Source organism: Brachybacterium kimchii (assembly GCF_023373525.1).
Taxonomy (GTDB): Bacteria; Actinomycetota; Actinomycetes; order Actinomycetales; family Dermabacteraceae; genus Brachybacterium; species Brachybacterium kimchii.
Map to the genome: position 1 here is coordinate 1,221,793 of NZ_CP097218.1, position 14,555 is coordinate 1,236,347.

Consider the following 14,555-nt stretch of genomic DNA (forward strand, 5'->3'; position numbering starts at 1 on the left):
GCGCCGCGCACGGTTCACTCGAGGATCTCGCCCGTCGCCATGTCGACCGCCGGACCGGGCTCGTCCCCGCGCAGGGTCGCGAGGATCTGCGCGGCGAGCTGCGGCCCGATGCCCTGGACCTCCTGGAGGGTCTCCTCGTCGGCCTCGCGGATGTTCGCGACCGTCGTGAAGCGATCGAGCAGGGCGCGCCGACGGGCGGGGCCCAGGCCCGGCACGCCGTCCAGGGCGCTCGCCTGCATCGCGCGCCCGCGCTTGGAGCGGTGGTAGGAGATCGCGAAGCGGTGGGCCTCGTCGCGCAGGCGCTGGACGAGGAACAGCGCCTCGCTGGTGCGGGGCAGGATCACGGGGTAGTCGTCGCCGGGCAGCCAGATCTCCTCGAGCCGCTTGGCGATGCCGGCGAGGGCGATGTCGGCGACGCCGAGGTCCTCGAAGGCCCGCTGCGCGGCCGCGACCTGCGGCTGCCCGCCGTCGACGAGGATCAGCGCGGGCGGGTAGGCGAAGCGCCGGGCGTCCTCGTCGTCCGCGGGGGCGGGATCGAGGTGGCGCTGGAGACGGCGGCGGATGACGTCGTACATGGAGGCGGTGTCGTCGCGCGCGGCCTCCCCGGTCACCGAGTAGCGGCGGTACTCGCTCTTCTTGGGCAGCCCGTCCTCGAAGACCACCTGGGAGCCGACGACGTTCGTGCCCTGGGAGTGGGAGATGTCGAAGCACTCGATGCGCAGCGGGGGCTCCGCGAGGTCGAGCGCCTCCCCGAGGTCTTCGAGAGCCTTGGTGCGGGCGGTGAGGTCGCCCGTGCGGCGCAGCCGATGCAGGCGCAGGGCCTCCTCCGCATTGGCGCCGACGGTCTCCAGCAGCTCCTTCTTCTCCCCGCGGCGGGGCACGCGCAGGTCGACCCGGCGGCCGACGAGCTCCCGCACCTGGTCCGCGTTGGTCGGCATCTCGCTCACGAGCACCTCGGCGGGGGCCTCCCCGTCGGTGTACAGCGTCGCCAGCGCGCGCTCCATGAGGTCGCCGGGACCGGACTCGTCGAGGATCTCGGCGGTCCAGCCGCGCTGGCCGCGGATCCTGCCGCCGCGCACGTGGAAGACCTGGATGGAGGCCTCGAGCTCGTCCTGGACGAGGGCGACGAGGTCCGCGTCGGTCGCGTCGGAGAGCACCACGGAGTTCTTCTCCATGACCTTCTCGAGCGCCTGCAGGTCGTCGCGCAGCCCGGCGGCGGTCTCGTAGTCCTGGGCGGCGGCGGCCTCGCGCATGCGCTTCTCGATGCGCCGCAGGTAGGCGCCGGTGTTGCCGGCCATGAAGTCGCTGAACTGCTCGGCCAGGCGGCGGTGGTCCTCCACCGAGATGTCGCCCACGCACGGCGCCGAGCACTTGCCGATGAAGCCCAGCAGGCAGGGCCGCCCGGACCTCTCGGCGCGGCGGTAGACGCCCGGGGTGCACGAGCGCACGGGGAAGACGCGGAGCATCAGGTCGAGGGTCTCGCGGATCGCCCACACCTGCGTGTAGGGGCCGAAGACGCGGTCGCCCTTGGTGCGCGGCCGGCGCGTGATGTGCACGCGCGGCACCTCCTCCCCCATCGTCACGGCGAGGTAGGGGTAGGACTTGTCGTCGCGGAACTTCACGTTGAACCGCGGATCGAACTCCTTGATCCACGTGTACTCGAGGGTCAGCGCCTCGACCTCGGTGCGCACCACCGTCCACTCGACGCCGGTCGCCGTGGTGACCATCCGCCGGGTGCGCTCGTGGAGGGCCGAGAGGTCCTGGAAGTAGTTCGACAGGCGCGCCCGCAGATTCTTCGCCTTGCCGACGTAGATCACCCGGGAGTCGGCGTCGCGGAAGCGGTAGACGCCCGGGGAGGTCGGGATGGTCCCGGTGGCGGGACGGTAGGTCGACGGATCAGCCATGGAGGGCGGTCACTGCCTCCCCGCCTCGAGGACCGGCAGCAGGAACCGGCCGGTGTGGGAGGCGCCCACGCGCGCGACGTCCTCGGGGGTGCCGGTGGCGACCACGCGGCCGCCGCCGTCCCCGCCCTCGGGCCCCAGGTCGATGACGTGGTCGGCGCTCTTGATGACGTCGAGGTTGTGCTCGATGACGATCACGGTGTTGCCCTTGTCGACGAGGCCACCGAGGACCTCGAGGAGCTTGCGGACGTCCTCGAAGTGCAGCCCGGTGGTGGGCTCGTCGAGCACGTAGATCGTGCGTCCGTTGGAGCGCTTGTGCAGCTCGGAGGCGAGCTTCACGCGCTGGGCCTCGCCGCCGGAGAGCGTGGTCGCGCTCTGGCCGAGGCGGACGTAGCCCAGGCCCACGTCGTCGAGCGTCTGCAGCTGGCGCCGGATCGCCGGCACCGCGTCGAAGAACTCGACGGCCTCCTCGATCGGCATGTCGAGGACCTCGGCGACGTTCTTGCCCTTGAAGTGCACCTCGAGGGTCTCGCGGTTGTACCGCGCCCCGTGGCAGACCTCGCAGGTCACGTAGACGTCGGGGAGGAAGTTCATCTCGATCTTGATGGTGCCGTCGCCCGAGCAGGTCTCGCAGCGCCCGCCCTTGACGTTGAAGGAGAAGCGCCCGGCCTTGTAGCCGCGGACCTTCGCCTCGGAGGTCTGGGCGAACAGGGTGCGCACCCGGTCCCACACGCCCGTGTAGGTCGCCGGGTTCGAGCGCGGGGTGCGCCCGATGGGCGACTGGTCGACGTGCACGACCTTGTCGAGGCTCTCGAGCCCCGTCACGCGCTTGTGACGGCCGGCGACGGTGCGCGCGCCGTTGAGCTCGCGGGCGAGCACCGAGTACAGGATGTCGTTCACGAGAGTCGACTTGCCCGAGCCGGAGACGCCGGTGACGGCGGTGAAGGTGCCGAGCGGGAAGGAGACGTCGACGTTCTTGAGGTTGTTCTCGCGGGCGCCGTGCACCGTGACCCGGCGCTCCTTGTCGACGGGCCGGCGGACGGGCGGCACCGGGATCGAGAGCTTCCCGCTGAGGTACTGGCCGGTGAGGGACTCGGGGTTGGACTTGAGGCCCGCGAGGTCGCCCGAGTGGATGACGTGGCCGCCGCGCTCCCCGGCGAGGGGGCCGATGTCCACGATCCAGTCGGCGGCGTTGAGGGTGTCCTCGTCGTGCTCGACGACGATCAGGGTGTTGCCGAGGTCCCGGAGGCGTGTGAGGGTCCCGATGAGGCGCTCGTTGTCCCGCTGGTGCAGCCCGATCGACGGCTCGTCGAGCACGTAGAGCACGCCCACCAGGCCCGAGCCGATCTGGGTGGCCAGGCGGATGCGCTGCGCCTCCCCGCCCGAGAGGGTGCCGGCCGCGCGGGCGAGCGTCAGGTAGTCCAGGCCGACGTCGAGCAGAAAGCCCAGGCGTGACTCGATCTCGCGCAGCACCTCGGAGGCGATCTGCGCTTCCTTGACGCCCAGCTCGAGGCCTCCGAGGAAGGCGTGCGCCTCGCGGATCGAGAGGTCGCAGACCTCGGCGATCGAGCGGTCCCCCACGGTGACCGCGAGCACCTCGGGCCGCAGGCGGGCGCCGCCGCAGGCGGGGCAGGGCACCTCGCGCATGAACTGCTCGTAGCGGTCCTTGGCCCAGTCGGACTCCGTGTCCTCGTGGCGGCGCTCGAGGTAGTGGATGACGCCCTCGAAGCCCGTGGAGTACGTGCGCTCGCGGCCGAAGCGGTTGCGGTAGCGCACGTGGACCTTGAAGTCGTTGCCGTGCAGCAGCGCCTCCTTCGCGCGCTCGGGCAGCGCCCGCCACGGGGTGTCGAGGGAGAACGCGAGCTCCTCGGCGAGGCCCGCCATCACCTGCTGGTGGTGGTCGGCGTGGCCCATCGTCCAGGGGGCGATCGCGCCCTCCGCGAGGCTCAGGTCCTCGTCGGGGATCACGAGCTCCGGGTCGACCTCGAGGCGCATGCCCAGGCCTGTGCACTCGGGGCACGCGCCGTAGGGGGCGTTGAACGAGAAGGAGCGCGGCTCGATGTCGTCGAGGGTGAGCGGGTGGTCGTTGGGGCACGCGCGCTTCTCGGAGAAGCGGCGGGAGCGGTCCTCGGCGTCGGCCTCGCGGTCCACGAAGTCCACGACGAGCAGGCCGTCGGCCAGGCGCAGCGCGGTCTCCACGGAGTCGGTGAGCCGGCGGCGCGCGTCGGGCTTCGCGGCCAGGCGGTCGACGACCACCTCGATCGTGTGCTTGTACTTCTTGTCGAGGGAGATCTCCTCGTCCAGGCGGCGCACCTCGCCGTCGACGCGGGCGCGCGCATAGCCCTCCGAGCGCAGGGAGCTCAGCAGGTCGGCGTGCTCGCCCTTGCGCCCGCGCACCACCGGCGCGAGCAGCTGGAAGCGGGTCCCGGACTCCTCGCCGAGCAGCACGTCCACGATCTGCTCCGCGCTCGAGCTCGTCACGCGCGCCCCGCACACGGGGCAGTGCTGGACGCCGGTGCGGGAGAACAGCAGGCGCAGGTAGTCGTAGACCTCGGTGATCGTGCCGACCGTCGAGCGCGGGTTGCGGTTGGTGGACTTCTGGTCGATCGAGACCGCCGGCGAGAGGCCCTCGATGAGGTCCACGCGCGGCTTGTCCATCTGCCCCAGGAACTGGCGGGCGTAGGCCGAGAGCGATTCCACGTAGCGGCGCTGCCCCTCGGCGAAGATGGTGTCGAAGGCCAGGGAGCTCTTGCCGGACCCCGAGAGGCCGGAGAAGACGATCAGGTGCTCGCGCGGGATCTCGATGTCGACGTTCTTGAGGTTGTGCTCGCGTGCGCCGCGGACCAGGAGGGTGTCACTCACACGTCCCATCCTACGAGCGGGGACCGACGCGCGAGGGCCCGGTGAGTCCGCTGCCACCCCGATTCCGCGCTCCGCGGACACGCGCATGTCCGCTGACGCCGTCGGCCGATTCTCGCGTGGCGAGGCGCGCGATGGGAGAGATCAGCGCGGCGCGCCATACTGAGGAGCATGAGCGAGCACCCCGCGCCCGAGAACCGCACTCCGACCCAGGACGAGGACGTCGTCTCCGCGACCGGGGGCCACGCCGGCAGCGCCTACGACGGCCACGTCGAGGTCGACGGCCCCACGGCGACCCGCCGCATGACGACCCTCGTGATCCGCAAGGCGTCCGTGGGCCCCATGGACAACAACAGCTACCTGCTGACCTGCCGGGTGTCCGGCGCGCAGCTGCTCGTGGACGCCGCGGCCGATCTCCCGCGGCTGCTGCGCCTGGTGCGCGAGGGCTCCCCCTCGAGCCGCCTCGACTCGATCGTCACCACCCACAGCCACCACGACCACGTGGGCGCCCTCTCCCAGCTCGTGGCGGCCACGGGCGCGCGCACCTTCGCGGGCGCCGCCGACGTGCGCGACATCCCGACGCCGACGGACGAGCCCCTCGAGGACGGCGCGCTGATCCGCGTCGGGGTGAACGACCTGCACGTGATCGGTCTGCGCGGCCACACCCCCGGCTCGATCGCGCTGCTGTGGCGCGGCGGCGAGGACGGCGACCACCTGTTCACGGGCGACTCGCTTTTCCCCGGCGGCGTCGGTGCGACCCAGGGCGATGCGCAGCGCTTCACCTCGCTGCTCGACGACGTCGAGCACCGCATCTTCGACGCGCTCCCGGACAGCACCTGGGTATACCCCGGCCACGGGGACGACACCACCCTGGGCGCGGAGCGCCCGCAGCTCGGCGACTGGCGCGAGCGGGGCTGGTGAGCACGCCCGATCCCGAGGGACCCCCGCCGGCGTCGATCGTCGTCGCGCGCGGGGCCGAGGGCCGGATCGTGCTTGTCGCACTCGATGCGCAGGGCGAGAGGGTCGGACTCGAGACGGTCGCCTACGAGGCCTGGCCGGATCGCGCCCGCGAGATCGAGAGCGGCGGAGGTGAGGACGACGGCGCCGCCCTGGGGCCGCCGTCGTCCCCGCGCTGGGTGCTGCCGGACGCCGCGACCTGGTGCCCCGCGCTGCTGCGCGCCGGGGTGCGCCTGAGACGCTGCCACGACCTGCGCCTCGCCCACACCGTCCTCGCGCGCTCCGCGCTCGTGCGCGCCCCGGAGGCGGCGCCGCTGATCGAGGCGCGGGCCTGGGAGACCCCCGAGGACCTCGTCGAGGCGGAGCGGGAGGGCCGCGGCTCCGGGGCGACCCTGTTCGATCTCGACGCGGCGGGCCGCACCGGAGGCGTCCCCCAGGGCGTGGACGAGGTGCTCGCCGAGCACGCCCGTCAGCAGGCGGCGGTCGCTGGCTGCGCCGAGCCCTCGCGGATGCGGCTCCTGCTCGCCTCCGAGTCGGCGGGCGCGCTCGTCGCCGCGGAGATGCATGCCGCGGGCATCCCCTGGGACGTCGTCGAGCACGACCGCATCCTCACCGAGGCCCTGGGACCGCGACCGCGACGCGACCAGGTGCCCGCCCGGATGGCAGAGGCCGCCGCCGAGGTCCGCACCGCGCTGGACGATCCGCTGCTGAGCATCGACTCCCCGCCGCGTCTGCTGCGCGCGCTGCGACGCGTCGGCATCGACGTCTCCTCGACCTCCCAGTGGGAGCTCCAGGAGATCGACCATCCGGTGATCGAGCCGCTGCTGCGGTACAAGAAGATGTCGAGGCTGCTCACCGCGAACGGCTGGCACTGGCTCGAGGAGTGGGTGCACGAGGGCCGCTACCGGCCCGTGTACGTGCCCGGCGGGGTGGTCACCGGGCGCTGGGCGAGCAGCGGCGGCGGCGCCCTGCAGATCCCGCGGCGACTGCGACCTGCACTGCGGGCGGACCCGGGGTGGCGCCTGGTCAGCGCCGACGTCTCCCAGCTCGAGCCGCGCGTGCTCGCCGCCATGTCCGGCGACCGGGCGATGACCGCGGCCGGCGCGGGGAAGGACCTCTACTCGGGCATCGTCGACGCCGGGATCGTCGCCACCCGCCAGGAGGCCAAGATCGGCGTGCTCGGCGCGCTCTACGGCGGCACCACCGGGGACAGCGCGCGGGTGGTGCCGCGGCTGCGCGAACGCTTCCCCCGGGCCATGCGACTGGTCGACGACGCCGCCGCGACCGGGGAGCGCGGCGGCACCGTCACCACCTGGCTGGGACGCTCCTCACCCCCTCCCGACCCGGCCTGGTCCGAGGCCCAGCTGCGGGCCAACTCGCCCGATGCGCAGGAGGGCGAGCAGGAGCGCTCGCGCCGCGCGGCCCGCGATCGCGGACGGTTCACCCGCAACTTCATCGTGCAGGGCACGGCGGCCGAATGGGCGCTCGCCTGGATGGCGGGGCTGCGGCTCGCCCTCGCCGCGCTCGACCCGGTGGAGCCTGAGCAGGCGGCGACGCCGTCCGGCCCGGCCTTCGCACGCCGGGCGCACCTCGCCTACTTCCTCCACGACGAGGTCATCGTCCACGCCCCCGCCGCGCAGGCGGAGACGGCGGCGCGGGCCGTGCAGGAGGCGGCCGACGCGGCGGGGCGCCTGCTCTTCCCCGCGAGCGACGTCGACTTCCTGCTGGACCTGCAGATCGTGGAGCGCTCCGCGGAGAAGTGACGGCTCGCGCCCGGGAGAGGGTCACCGCGCATCCCGTCCCCGCCCGAACGCGCAGAGCACGAGGACGGCGCCGAGCAGCCACCAGGTGCCCGCCGCGCCGCCCACGCGTGTGAGCATCCCCGCTCCGGCGTCGTGGGCCGCGACCGCTCCGCCGACGACGACGCCGATGCTCGTCCCCGCCTGGCGCAGCGCGTTGTTGAGCCCGCCCGCGAGCCCCGGGCGGGAGGACCACGCGGCCATGGTCTCGCCGACGATCGCAGAGGTCATGAGCCCCAGGCCGACGCCGATGCCGAGCAGCGCGGGCACGAGGGAGACCACGTCCGCGCCGGAGCCGAGGTGACCGAGGGTGAGCAGGCCGCAGCCGCCCAGGACGAGCCCGGCGGTGGCCGTCGCCCGTCGGCCCCGCCCGGCGACGAGTCGTCCCGAGAGCGGACCGAGCACGACGAACGGGGCGGTCGCGAGCAGCAGCACCGCACCGGCCGGCGCGGCCGCGATGCGCAGCGAGTGCTGGAGGTGGACGGTGATCGCCTGCAGAGTGCCGTTCGCGCCGCTCGTCATCATCGCCGCGACCAGGATCGAGACCAGCAGCGGACGGAGAGCGGGCGAGGCCCCGGACGCCGACGGGGACGGGGACGCGTCCGCCGCTCCCCCGTCGGCCGTCGGCCCGTGCTCGTCTCTCGGCCCCGGGTCCGGCCTCGGCCCGCGGTCGGTCCGTGGGCGGGGCCCGGGGAGCAGGCGGGCGGTGCCCGCGAGGGCGAGCAGCAGGAGGGGCACGTTCACCCAGAACACGGCCCGCCATCCCACCGCGCCCACGAGCAGGCCGCCGACGCCCGGTCCGATCGCCGTCGCGAGCGCGCTCACGGCGGACCACAGGCCCAGCGCATGGGCGCGTGGGACGGGCTCGGTCCAGGTGAGGGTGAGCGCGGCGAGGCCCGCAGGGAGCATGACGGCCGCGGAGATCCCCTGGACCAGGCGCGCGAGCAGCACCGTCCCCCAGCTGTCTGCGATGCCGCCGAGAACGCAGGCCGCCACGCAGACCAGCAGGCCCGCGAGCAGGGAGCGCCGGGGACCGAGACGGTCGACGAGCAGACCCGCCGGCACGAGCGCGAGGGCGAGCGGGACGGTGTACGCGTCGACGACCTGCGGCCAGGAGGCGGGGCCGACGCCGAGGGCCCGCCCCAGGGAGGGCATCGCGACGTTCATGGCCATCACGTCCAGCAGGACGAGGAACATCGGGATGCACAGGGTGGGCAGCAGCAGCCGGGACGGGCCGGGGTGGTCGTGGAACGGGGTGTCGAGGGCGGGCGGGTGCGGCTCTCCGGTCATGGGGCGAGTCTGCGTCCGGGACGCTTCGACGGGCGGCGAAGCGTCGTCGGTGCACACTGGGCCCATGGACCCGATGCCCGACATCGCCGGCGTCGCCGAGCTCGTCGCGGATGCGTCGCGCGCCGCCATGCTGATGGAGCTCGTGGACGGCAGCGAGAGGCCCGCGAGCCGACTCGCCGAGGCGGCCGCCGTCTCCGCCTCGACCGCGAGCGCGCATCTCGCGCGGCTGCAGGAGGCGGACTTCATCGAGGTCCGCCGCGAGGGGCGGCACCGACGGTTCCGGATCGCCGACCCGCAGGTGGTCGTGCTGCTCGAGGCGCTGCTGGCGCTCGCGGAGACACCGCCGGCCGTCGGCCTGCGGTCCTCGATGCGCTGGCAGCGGCTGCGGGTCGCGCGCACCTGCTACGACCATCTCGCGGGCAGCCTGGGCACCGACGTGCTCGCGGGCCTCGTCGAGGGCGGGGCGCTCGTGCGGACCGACGGCCATGAGGGCACCGGCCGGGCAGACGGGGATCCGGTCAGCGCGCCGGTCCCCCGCTCCCCCTATGCGCTCGGACCGCGCGCGGACAACGCGTTCGGGGCGCTGGGCATCGACCTCGCGGACCTCGAGGGCCGGCGCCGCCCGCTGCTGCGGGTGTGCTCGGACTGGACCGAGCAGCGCCACCATCTCGCCGGCGGGCTGGGCGCCGCGGTCGCGGATGCCTTCGTCGATCGCGGCTGGGTGGTGCGCCGCACGGGCGCCCGGGACCTCGCGGTGCGCGAGCCCGCGCACATCGCCGCCTGGCTCCAGGGCGTCTGAGACGTCGCGGGGCCCCGCCCGCCCGTCATGCCGTCCGCGGCGGGCGGGGCCGGGCTCAGGATGCGCTGCGCTGGACCTGCTTGAGCTCCTTCTTGAGCTCCTGGACCTCGTCGCGCATGCGTGCCGCGACCTCGAACTGCAGGGTCTCCGCAGCCTGGTGCATCTGGGCTGTCATCTCGTCGATCATCTCGCTGAGCGCGCCCACCGGGTCGTCGCCCAGGTCCACCGTGCGCGAGGAGACCGCGTCCACGACGTTCGCCCGGGCCCGGTCGCGGCTGACGCGCTCCTTGCCCGAGCGGTAGTCGGTCGCGAGCAGGGTGTCGGTGTCGATGTCCTCGCGGGCGAGCATGTCCGTGACGTCCGCGATCTTCTTGCGCAGCGGGGTCGGATCGATGCCGTGCTCGGTGTTGTACGCGATCTGCTTCTCGCGGCGGCGGTTGGTCTCGTCGATCGCCTCGCGCATGGAGTCCGTGACGGTGTCGGCGTACATGTGCACCTGGCCCGAGACGTTGCGGGCCGCGCGGCCGATGGTCTGGATGAGGGAGGTGCGCGAGCGCAGGAACCCTTCCTTGTCGGCATCGAGGATCGAGACCAGGGAGACCTCGGGGAGGTCCAGGCCCTCGCGCAGCAGGTTGATGCCCACCAGCACGTCGTACTCGCCCTGGCGCAGGGAGCGCAGCAGCTCGACGCGCCGCAGGGTGTCGACGTCGGAGTGCAGGTACTGCACGCGCACCCCGTTCTCCAGCAGGTAGTCGGTGAGGTCCTCGGCCATGCGCTTGGTGAGCGTGGTGACGAGCACGCGCTCGTCGAGCTCGACGCGCTTCTCGATCTCGGCGCGCAGGTCGTCGATCTGCCCCTTGACGGGCTTGACGATGACCTCGGGGTCGATGAGGCCCGTCGGCCGGATGATCTGCTCGACCACCCCGTCGCTGCGGCCCAGCTCGTAGTCGGCGGGCGTCGCCGAGAGGTAGACGGTCTGGCCGGTGCGCTCGGTGAACTCGCCGAAGGTCAGGGGGCGGTTGTCGAGGGCGCTGGGCAGGCGGAAGCCGAAGTCCACGAGCGTGCGCTTGCGGGAGCGGTCCCCCTCGTACATCGCCCCGATCTGCGGGACGGTGACGTGGGACTCGTCGATGACCAGCAGGAAGTCCTCGGGGAAGTAGTCCATGAGGGTGTTCGGCGGGGTGCCGGGGCCACGGCCGTCGAGGTGGCGCGAGTAGTTCTCGACGCCGTTGGTGGTGCCCACCTGGCGCAGCATCTCGAGGTCGTGGGCGGTGCGCATGCGCAGGCGCTGCGCCTCGAGCAGCTTGTTCTGCCCCTCGAGCTCCGTGAGCCTCTCCCCCAGCTCCGACTCGATCGAGTCGATCGCCCTCGCGAGCCGCTCGGGGCCGGCGACGTAGTGGGAGGCGGGGAAGATGTGGATGTCCTCCTCCTCGCGGATCACCTCGCCGGTGACGGGGTGGAGGGTGTAGATCGCGTCGATCTCGTCGCCGAAGAACTCGATGCGGATCGCGAGCTCCTCGTACATCGGGATGATCTCGACGGTGTCCCCGCGCACCCGGAAGGTGCCGCGCACGAACTCGACGTCGTTGCGGTCGTACTGCATGTCCACGAAGCGCCGCAGCAGGTCGTCGCGATCCACCTCGTCGCCGCGCTTGAGGCGCACCATGCGGTCCACGTACTCCTGCGGCGTGCCCAGGCCGTAGATGCAGGACACGGAGGAGACCACGACAACGTCCCGTCTGGTCAGCAGCGAGTTCGTGGCACTGTGGCGCAGGCGCTCGACCTCCGCGTTGATCGAGGAGTCCTTCTCGATGTACGTGTCCGACTGCGGGACGTACGCCTCCGGCTGGTAGTAGTCGTAGTAGGAGACGAAGTACTCGACGGCGTTGTGCGGCAGCAGATCGCGGAACTCGCTCGCGAGCTGCGCGGCCAGGGTCTTGTTGTGCGCCATCACGAGGGTCGGCCGCTGCAGCTTCTCGATCAGCCAGGCCGTGGTCGCGCTCTTGCCGGTGCCGGTCGCGCCCAGTAGCACGACGTCCTGCTCGCCCCCGTTGATCCGGCGCGCGAGCTCGTCGATCGCCTGCGGCTGGTCGCCCGACGGACGGTACTCGGAGACCACCTCGAAGGGGCTGACGGAGCGGGTGAGGTCGGTGACGGGGCGCATGCCTCGAGCCTACGTCCCGGGCCGGACATCCTGCGTGTGAGAGCGGACGCGTGCAGTCCGCGAAGAGGGGCCGACGGGACCGACGGGCGGGACGGCGGGTGGGCCGAGCAGCTCCCGGCGCAGGTCCTCGAGGAGGGTGAGGGAGCGTGTGCGCAGGGTGCCCGCGTCGGCGTTGTTCAGGAGCAGGCGGTCCGCGCGCCGGATCCGCTCGAGGTCCGTGGCCTGCGCCGCCATCACGGACTCGACGTAGGCGCGGTCGCGGCCGCGGTCGCGCACGACGCGGGCGATCCGCTCCTCGCGGGGGGCGAGCACCGCGATCACGCGCGCGTACTCGTCCTCGTGGTGCTTCTCGAGCAGCAGCGGGCTGTCGTGGACGACGAGCCGCTCCCCCGCCGCGGCGGCCTCGTGCTCCGCCTCCTCGACGGCGGCATCGACCCTCGTCAGCACGATCTCCTCGAGATCCGCGCGGGCCGCTGCGTCGGCGAAGACGAGGCGGGCGAGGGCCGACCGGTCGATCGTGCCCGAGGGCGCGCGGTACTCCTCGCCGAAGCGGTCCACCGCCTCCTCGACGCCCTCACCGGGGACGTCCAGCACCGCGCGGGAATGCGCGTCGAGATCGATGACGGTGGTCCCGGCCTCCCGCCAGATCCCGGCGACGCTCGACTTCCCGGCGCCGATGCCGCCGGTCAGGCCCAGGCGGACGAGCCCGGGAGCCACGTCGCGGCCGGCATCGCGGACGGCGCGGAGGTCGTCGTCGCCGGCGTCGGCGGCGCGCGCGGAGGCCGCGCCGGTGGTCGGACTGTGCATGCTCCCGATCGTACGGGCAGTGGAGGACGCCGGTCATCGCCGTCACATCCCGTCCGGGACCCATCGCCCCGAGGGCCCGCGCATACTACGGTCGTGCTCGTGGATCCCCTCGAACTGCTGGTCACCAACGACCTCCTCCGCGGGCTGGACCTGGCGGGCGTGTTCATCATGGGTGTCGCGGCGGGTGCGCTCGCCTCCCGCCTGAACTTCGACGCGGTGGGCTTCGCGATCATCGGCATCGTCGCCGGGCTCGGCGGAGGCATCGTCCGCGACCTCATCATCGGCGTCGACCCGCCCGCCGCGTTCGACGGGCCCCTCTATCTCGCGTGCGCCCTCGCCGGCTCCGCCTTCTCCTACCTGATCGCGGCCGAGGCCACCTGGTGGCGGCGCGCCGTCACCGGTCTGGACATCCTCGCGATGGCGCTGTGGGCGGCGACCGGCACCGCGAAGTCGATCGGATACGGCCTCGAGCCGCTGCCGGCGGTCCTGCTGGGCGTCACCAGCGCCGTGGGCGGCGGCGTGATCCGCGACGTGCTCGTGGGGCGTGTCCCCGCGATCTTCGGCGGAGGCCCGCTGTACGCGACGGGCGCGCTGGTCACGGCCGTCGCGACCTGGGGCGTCGTGGCGCTGGGGCTGCCCTCCGCCTGGGTGCTGGCGGCCGTCGCGCTGGGTGCTCTGCTCGCGGGCCTCGCGGCCTGGCGCCGCTGGCACCTGCCCTCCCACGGCGAGTGGCAGGTGACGCTCTCGGCCTCGCAGATGAAATCGCTCGTGCGCCGGGTGCGCAAGGACGAGCGGCACCGCGTGGCCCTCGAGACGGGCGCCATCCCGGTGGTGGACGAGTCGGTCGACGACTTCGCGGACGACTCCACGATCCCGGACGACGACGCCGCGGAGTTCGAGCGCCGCGCTCTCGGCGACGGGGAGAGCGCCGGAACCGCCCTCCCGCCGGAGGACCCGGTGGACTTCCCGACCGGGATCGTCGACGCCGAGCCGACACCGGCGCCCGAGGACGATCCGACGCCGGGCTCGCCCGACTCCTCGGAGCCACTGGACTCGCCCGCGGACGAGGACCGTGCGCCCGGGGACGACGAGCGGGAGCCCGACGCGTCCGAGGACGACGGGCGCCGCTGAGCGTCCTCAGGGGCGCAGCGCCGCGAGCATCCGGGAGACCTCGTCGGCCCCGAGCTGACCGGGCGCGGAGGCCTCTCCCGCCGTCGCGAAGGTCGCGCAGGATCCGAACACCTCGGCCGCGACGCGGCTGACCGCTCCCAGGGATCCCATCGAGATCGCCAGATGGGGCCCCGCCCCGTCCCGCGCGGCCTCGAGGCTCGCCGCGAGCAGGACGAGCACGTCGTCCGCGGTGCGCGGGGTGACGGCGATCTTGCCGACGTCGGCCCCGAGGGCCCGCTGCGCGCGCAGCGTCGCGAGGATCTCCTCGCGCGGGGGCGTGGCGGCGAAATCGTGGAAGGAGCCGACCGCGGCGACGCCCGCCTCATGGGCTGCGTCGATCACGGCGCCGACGGCCTCCGGTGCGCGCGCGGTCTCCACGTCGACCAGGTCGACGAGCGCGGTGTCGTCCGCGCCGCGCAGGGCGATCCCGGCGCGCAGCAGCGCGGAGAGGTCCGCGTCCGTGAGGGCCCGTCCTCCGCCCTCGGCGGCGGTGCGCACGGTGAGCAGGAGCGCCTGCTCGGGCGCGAGGGCCTCGCGCAGGGCGGGGAGGGCGCCGAGCACGCGCTCGCGGTGCTCGGCCGCGGGCGCCGACGGGGCGAGCAGGTCTGCGCGCCACTCGATGATCCGGGCCGGCGCCGTGCGCGCGCGCTCGGCCTGGGCGAGCACGCTGCGCTCGTCCGCGCCGGTGAGCGGGACGATGATCTCGGGGACGCCGGTGCCGAGCTCGATCCCGCGCACGCGCACGACGCCCCCGGCTCCGTCGCCGCCGGCGCCGCCGGCGTGCGCGGAGTGCTCCGTCGCCCCCACCG

Annotated in this window: 10 protein-coding genes; 4 read left to right on the forward strand and 6 right to left on the reverse strand. The window is 73.5% G+C overall.

Translation table 11 applies throughout. From position 1 onward, the window contains the following. Positions 1-14 precede the first annotated feature (14 nt). A complete protein-coding gene (uvrC, locus tag M4486_RS05975; protein ID WP_249480249.1) occupies positions 15-1,904 on the reverse strand; it encodes an excinuclease ABC subunit UvrC in 1,890 nt (629 codons plus the stop codon). Between the two features lie 9 nt (positions 1,905-1,913). Beyond that, the gene (uvrA, locus tag M4486_RS05980; protein WP_249480250.1) at positions 1,914-4,763 is read right to left on the reverse strand and encodes an excinuclease ABC subunit UvrA; all 2,850 of its coding nucleotides are present in this window, start codon (positions 4,761-4,763) and stop codon (positions 1,914-1,916) included. Positions 4,764-5,063: 300 nt separating this feature from the next. Here uvrA and M4486_RS05985 point away from each other — a divergent pair, with 300 nt between their 5' ends. Then, positions 5,064-5,681, forward strand: a complete 618-nt coding sequence (locus tag M4486_RS05985) for an MBL fold metallo-hydrolase (protein ID WP_249481080.1) — start codon at positions 5,064-5,066, stop codon at positions 5,679-5,681. Further along, complete coding sequence (locus M4486_RS05990; protein ID WP_249480251.1) at positions 5,678-7,480, forward strand: bifunctional 3'-5' exonuclease/DNA polymerase; 1,803 nt, start codon at positions 5,678-5,680, stop codon at positions 7,478-7,480. Before M4486_RS05985 ends, M4486_RS05990 begins: the two co-directional genes overlap by 4 nt. A gap of 21 nt (positions 7,481-7,501) precedes the next feature. Here the strand turns inward: M4486_RS05990 and M4486_RS05995 are convergent, their stop codons facing one another. Beyond that, positions 7,502-8,806, reverse strand: coding sequence for an MFS transporter (locus M4486_RS05995; protein ID WP_249480252.1), 1,305 nt, complete (start codon positions 8,804-8,806; stop codon positions 7,502-7,504). A gap of 64 nt (positions 8,807-8,870) precedes the next feature. On the opposite strand from M4486_RS05995, the gene M4486_RS06000 reads away from it, so the two are divergent. Further along, entirely contained in the window at positions 8,871-9,605 is a 735-nt protein-coding gene (locus M4486_RS06000; protein ID WP_249480253.1) for a helix-turn-helix domain-containing protein, read from the forward strand. Between the two features lie 55 nt (positions 9,606-9,660). Here the strand turns inward: M4486_RS06000 and uvrB are convergent, their stop codons facing one another. Further along, on the reverse strand, positions 9,661-11,769 hold the full coding sequence (uvrB, locus tag M4486_RS06005) for an excinuclease ABC subunit UvrB (protein WP_249480254.1): 2,109 nt from the start codon (positions 11,767-11,769) through the stop codon (positions 9,661-9,663). A 9-nt stretch (positions 11,770-11,778) separates the two neighbouring features. Beyond that, entirely contained in the window at positions 11,779-12,576 is a 798-nt protein-coding gene (coaE, locus tag M4486_RS06010; protein WP_249480255.1) for a dephospho-CoA kinase, read from the reverse strand. 93 nt (positions 12,577-12,669) lie between these two features. Between coaE and M4486_RS06015 the strand changes: the two genes are divergently transcribed. Further along, positions 12,670-13,707, forward strand: a complete 1,038-nt coding sequence (locus M4486_RS06015) for a TRIC cation channel family protein (RefSeq protein ID WP_249480256.1) — start codon at positions 12,670-12,672, stop codon at positions 13,705-13,707. Between the two features lie 6 nt (positions 13,708-13,713). Here M4486_RS06015 and aroD read toward each other — a convergent pair whose 3' ends face one another. After that, positions 13,714-14,553 carry a type I 3-dehydroquinate dehydratase gene (aroD, locus tag M4486_RS06020; protein WP_249480257.1) on the reverse strand — a complete coding sequence of 280 codons (840 nt, stop codon included), beginning with the start codon at positions 14,551-14,553 and terminating at the stop codon, positions 13,714-13,716. Positions 14,554-14,555: the final 2 nt, after the last annotated feature.

What these genes read in the sequence shown, in the direction of transcription:
- uvrC (WP_249480249.1), bottom strand. Translation starts at nt 1,904, where the DNA reads ATGGCTGATCCGTCGACCTACCGTCCCGCCACCGGGACCATCCCGACC.
- M4486_RS05985 (WP_249481080.1), top strand. Translation starts at nt 5,064, where the DNA reads ATGACGACCCTCGTGATCCGCAAGGCGTCCGTGGGCCCCATGGACAAC.
- M4486_RS05995 (WP_249480252.1), bottom strand. Translation starts at nt 8,806, where the DNA reads ATGACCGGAGAGCCGCACCCGCCCGCCCTCGACACCCCGTTCCACGAC.
- M4486_RS06000 (WP_249480253.1), top strand. Translation starts at nt 8,871, where the DNA reads ATGGACCCGATGCCCGACATCGCCGGCGTCGCCGAGCTCGTCGCGGAT.
- uvrB (WP_249480254.1), bottom strand. Translation starts at nt 11,769, where the DNA reads ATGCGCCCCGTCACCGACCTCACCCGCTCCGTCAGCCCCTTCGAGGTG.
- coaE (WP_249480255.1), bottom strand. Translation starts at nt 12,576, where the DNA reads ATGCACAGTCCGACCACCGGCGCGGCCTCCGCGCGCGCCGCCGACGCC.